This is a genomic window from Galbibacter sp., assembly GCF_035306585.1.
Lineage (GTDB): Bacteria > Bacteroidota > Bacteroidia > Flavobacteriales > Flavobacteriaceae > Galbibacter.
In genome coordinates this window covers 1-5,154 of the sequence record NZ_DATGNU010000015.1, presented here as the reverse complement: position 1 = coordinate 5,154, position 5,154 = coordinate 1, and the positions used below count along the sequence as shown (strand labels likewise).

Sequence of the window (5,154 nt, the reverse complement as noted above, 5' to 3'; positions counted from 1 at the left end):
GTGTAAATCAAAAATGTAATTTTCATAATTAATTTGATCAGTTGGCACCTTGTAATCCCCGAAATCCTTATAGGTAACTCTTCCCCGGTAAAACCACTTGTTTTTTCTGCCTTGAATCCCAGTAGAAATTCCGAGTAAATTCGTATTGGTTTCACCAAGCAAATGGGCTGATCCGGAGAAAGAATTTAATGCAGGGACCTCAGGAGCTTGGATATTTATGACCCCAGCAATAGCATCAGAACCATAAAGTAAAGATGCAGGGCCTTTGATGATCTCAATAGATTCAACGCCGAATTGATCGATTTCTAAACCATGGTCACTGCCCCATTGTTGAGCCTGATGCTTGATGCCGTTTTGTACCACTACCACTCGGTTGAATCCTAATCCTCTAATAACAGGTTTGGAATTTCCTGAGCCAATGGTAATGGTGCTGACCCCTGGAATCTTCTCTAAAGTTTGCATCAAGCTATTTTCTCTATTATTCTCCATATAGGATTTTGAAACCATATGAGAGACTAATGGTGAGGCCTTTGATTTTAGATGCTTTTTCAGGCTGTGCACTTCTATGTCTTCTAGAAAGGTGATCGAAGGTTCTAAAAACACCTCTATAACAGAAGTACTGCTTGATACTGTAAGGGTATAGGCAGCATATCCTAAATGAGAAACTTCAAAAGTGTAGGTTCCTTTCGGCAACTGATTTATTTGAAAACTACCATCAAGTGATGTGATCGCAAACGCATCATTACCGATTATGGAAGCCCCTTCTATGGGCTGAAGACTATGGGCGTCTTTGACAACTCCGTGAATCGGGATAGATTCTTGTGCAAAGACTGAGGCGCACAAGCATAACAGTACACTTATACTACAATATTTAAAATGCATATTTGAATAACTATAAGATTTAACAAATGCTTCTAAAGTGTTGAGGCTTTCTAAATCCTATACATATAAAAGAAGAACTGTTACCATATAACACTATATACCAATGACATTGAAATGCGATGGGTAAATAATGCTGTATACCTTATAATCCTATAAAATAGGCGCGGATTTTTAAGCCTTCTTATTACCTAAAATAATCGTTAGCACTTGACAATGGATCGCAAGAGGCAGTATAGATGTGTTGTGAAGGCTTAGGTGCTTTCTAGAACAACTTAGCGGTAATTTCATCTATAGGGACAATGGTTGACCCATGTGATTAATTTGATAAAATAAGACATAATTTACCCATAGGGTATACGTGTAATCTTCGAAAAATGTATAGAGGTACTTATAGTGCCATTGGAGGGGGGCGAGAGAATAATTGATCAGAAGCAATTTCACCCGAGATTTCAAAGCTGTAATGATTCTTTGGCTGAATTGGAAAATAGAATTCTTTATTTTCAAATGTAAATTCAGCAACATCAGCAACAACTACTGGAGTGGAATTCGTGGTTACAATATGATCACAAATAGTACAATGAAGTGCATGTTCTTTGTCTTCTGCGTGGGTAATCACGTGGAAGCTAGCTAGTTTCGTTGAGAGGAAAAGAGCTAGGAAGAGATACGTTATACTATTTTTTAAGTAACTGTTTTTCATTTGGGAACAAACGTACTAAAAAAATATAGGATCTCATGTTAAATTTAAGGAATCATTTTAAGCTAAATTAATAGTCACTTGATTTGAAATGGGAGGTGGCTTTAAAGAGGGTGTTTTGTTCGACCCATCCATTATGTCCTAGGGTGTACTTTATATCACGTTAATTTATTCGATAATACCAATGTTTGGACTTGAATGATTCAAATGAACTATCCAATGGTAAGAGATTGTAAGGCGTTCAAACCATTGTCTTCAGCTTTAACTGTTAGAGATCTTAATAAAGCACTGTGACCGTAATTAAACTAAAAAATCAAGATGAACTTTCTTTAGCACTATCAAGAGCTTCAGTAGGCTCTTTCTCATGAAGCCCTATGAACTTTGCCACAGCCACTCGCATATTGTCATAGGCTACGCATTTGAACACACCTTTTAAATGGAAAAAAAAGGCAGCATGAGACTCCATAAAAGCCAAGGTGTCTTGACGTTGGTAGAGTATAGCAAAACGATAATTACTATAGACGGAGGTAAAAACAGCCAGTTGTAATCTAGTTAAGACACCATTAATATATAGCTTGACTTCTCCCCAGTCAAACTCACACAACGAGCCTGGTTCATAGACCTGACGTATATATGCCTCCTTGGGTTTAGCTTTACCTTGAGTGTCTCTGATGTAATTACAGACCGTGGTGTAACCTATATCAAAACCTTGTGCTTGCAGTTCAACAAAGATATCACTCTTCTTTAAAAGCTGCTTCCTGAGCCCTTGAGACAATCGTTCTTCATTCAGGGTTAGCAGCTTATCAATGGCTGATTTGACTGCAGCTGTAAGCTTTAATTTAACGGGTGCGCGGGAACTGTATTTTGGTAAGGTTGCTAAATAAGCACTCACAGCTTGCTCTGGCGATTCTCCTTTTTGTAATCGAGCTTCGTATTGCTCAATATATTTTTGGACAGTTTTTCTACTGATGCCAAGTTCCCTACTAATCGCTCGTTGACTTTTTCCCTCCCGATAACTCTTTAATATAATTTCTTGTTTAGTATACATACTTATCATGATTGATCAACGTCTTGGTAATTGACGCCAAAGTTGATAATAAGTGGTATACTTTTCGATACAAAATATTGTATCGCTTTTTCGGTAGGGGTTTACAATGATTAAGGTGTAAATAAGGTGTAATACCTTGTTTTCTCTTGGTAGGACTTTTATTTGCTGGGTAAATATGTTTTAATCCTTTTTGCTACTGTTTCAATGATTTCATCAGCTTCGGGTTGATGTCCTTCTGTAATTTGATGTGCTACACTGGTTTTCCATGCCCGTTTTACATTTACTATTTTAGAATCTTCTATTAAATCCTCCGGGGATTGATACTCCAGATTTTTATGTTCCATTTTTTTATGGAAAATGGGAATAATCGTTTCCCAGTCTTTTTTACTAAATTTTTCTGTTAAATGATATAAATCGTAAAAATCTCTTGGAGCTGTATAAGACCGTTGTTTTAATGCTCGTAATTTTTCTACTACTACCTCATTAATGCTATAACAATTACTTTGTTTTTCACCTGTTACCTCATCGGAATAAGGATGCATAATAGCCTTCTCTTCGGTATCTAACAATAATATCTCATCAGTACTGACTTCGAGTTTTATTTTGGTATGCCAACGCTTGGATGGTAATGGCCGTTGATTTTTAGAATGGTTGGCTCCCCAATATTTTATATAAACTTGGTAGCCCTTGGGGTCATCTTGAAATAGCAAAGGGTCAATTTTACCAACACTAAATTGAATCCCTGTATTAGCTTCAGTAATTTTGGCTATGCTTTGCAGCGTCTTTTGATCCAATACAAAATTTTTATCCAATGCTGTAAAGTCCAAATCTTCGGAAAACCGATAATTTTCTATATAGCATTTCCGAAGACAAGTCCCGCCTTTAAACACCAAATCATTTTTGTGATGAGCTATAAATACTGATAAAAAATGCCCTAATACATAATCTTTATCTACCGTATCGGGTGGCACTTTCCATTCTTGCGCTTTTTGTGTAACCTCTTTTTGAAGAATCATCTAATATTCATTTTGTGCCATTTGTAATAGGTTTTCTTGACTAATGTTTAGACGTAGTTTCCATTCATTTTTAAATTCACCTTCTTGTAAACCTCCTGCGTCTATCAAACTGTATCGTTTGTTTACCTGTGTTTGGGCATAATTGATAAAACTTTGCAGTTTTTCTTTATGAAACAGGGTTGCCAAATACCCTAACCGTTTTGTAAGGGCTATATTATTGTAGACTTTTGTGTATTCTATAAGCTTGTTGTTAGTGAGCTTGGCAGTTGCAAATGCTTTGATAAGGTCTGCAAAATCACCGGCATAACGAGGTTGGTCAAAACAATCTACCAAGGTCATTTCCGGGTCTGTTATTAAAAAACTATCGTCACCATAGCCTTCTCTTATAACACCTATGTTTTTGGTTGCTTTTACACTAACAAATTTTATGGTAGAACCCAATATTTGTGTCTCCCTTTTACGTTGTGTGGTTTTTACAAATATTGTATTAGGAAATCGTTCTGTTAGCCCGTGATGGTATAAAGCGGACCAATAGGCTATACTACTGTTCTGACTTATAAAGGTTGCTAATGCATGAATGTTGCTATAATTATTTAAAACATATTTTCCACGTTCAATACGCATTAATAGTTCTTTGTCTACCAAATTTTCCAGAATTTCATTTAAGTTTTCAAACTCTACTTGTAGTTCTCCTTCAATGGTATCCATATTAAAATATAAAATCTCATTGGCTTCTAGTAACTTCATAAATTGAAGTTGATGCTCATCTAAATTTTTGGATATATATACACTGTCTGCCATTACCTTTTATGTTTCGAAAAGACCTAAAAATTAGGTCTTATAGTTACATAATTGGTAAAGATATGAAAAAGTAAATTATGAAGGGCTATATAAAGAAGAAATAAGATATTCAATTATATTTCTGGTCGATGATTTTTAAATTGAGGTGTCGCGGAATCAGGTTTAGTTTCAGGTTGGTTTATTTTTAACATAACAGGCATAGGAAAATCCACACCCATTAAAATTGCTTCTCCAGCACCAAGAACCGGTAAAAAATCAAGGGTATTGCGGTTTGCCGATGAACTTGCATTGGACACTGATTCCTTATCAAAATGATTTATCAGTCTGTGAACAATAAAAGTTCCTATTTGACTTAATGTACCTACAGGAATGTCTCTTGGCATTTGTGTAGCGATAGTAAGGAATAATCCATGCTTTCTACATTCTTTTGCAATTGAATCAAAAGAATTTAATTGAGTTAATTCAAAATACTCATCTTTTACACTTTTATTTAAATATTGATGTGCTTCATCAATAAATAAAATTAATGGAGCATCATTAAAGTCCCCATTGCGAGCTTTTTCCAAAAGAAAGAGGGTGTAAACTGAACTCTGTCTGAATTAAAAAAATTATTACATTTAAAAACAGACAGCAGTTATGAGTAAGAACAAAGAAGTATCCGAATTAGAGAAGCAAATTCTTGACCAGTTTATGTCAGGACAAAACCTTTTTGG

Annotated in this window: 6 protein-coding genes; all 6 read right to left on the bottom strand. The window is 35.4% G+C overall.

Going from position 1 to position 5,154, the window contains the following annotated elements; translation table 11 throughout:
- Positions 1 to 882 (bottom strand): TonB-dependent receptor (locus tag VKY50_RS01930; RefSeq protein ID WP_324298296.1); only part of this gene is annotated, 882 nt, incomplete at its 3' end.
- A 388-nt stretch (positions 883 to 1,270) separates the two neighbouring features.
- The gene (locus VKY50_RS01925; RefSeq protein ID WP_324298294.1) at positions 1,271 to 1,498 is read right to left on the bottom strand and encodes a hypothetical protein; all 228 of its coding nucleotides are present in this window, start codon (positions 1,496 to 1,498) and stop codon (positions 1,271 to 1,273) included.
- Positions 1,499 to 1,889: 391 nt separating this feature from the next.
- Positions 1,890 to 2,624: a helix-turn-helix domain-containing protein gene (locus tag VKY50_RS01920; RefSeq protein ID WP_324298292.1), complete on the bottom strand. Its 735-nt coding sequence runs from the start codon at positions 2,622 to 2,624 to the stop codon at positions 1,890 to 1,892.
- A 158-nt stretch (positions 2,625 to 2,782) separates the two neighbouring features.
- Positions 2,783 to 3,640, bottom strand: coding sequence for a nucleotidyl transferase AbiEii/AbiGii toxin family protein (locus tag VKY50_RS01915; protein ID WP_324298290.1), 858 nt, complete (start codon positions 3,638 to 3,640; stop codon positions 2,783 to 2,785).
- Positions 3,641 to 4,441, bottom strand: a complete 801-nt coding sequence (locus tag VKY50_RS01910; RefSeq protein WP_324298288.1) for a type IV toxin-antitoxin system AbiEi family antitoxin domain-containing protein — start codon at positions 4,439 to 4,441, stop codon at positions 3,641 to 3,643.
- A gap of 113 nt (positions 4,442 to 4,554) precedes the next feature.
- A complete protein-coding gene (locus VKY50_RS01905; protein ID WP_324298286.1) occupies positions 4,555 to 5,007 on the bottom strand; it encodes an ATP-binding protein in 453 nt (150 codons plus the stop codon).
- Positions 5,008 to 5,154 lie beyond the last annotated feature (147 nt).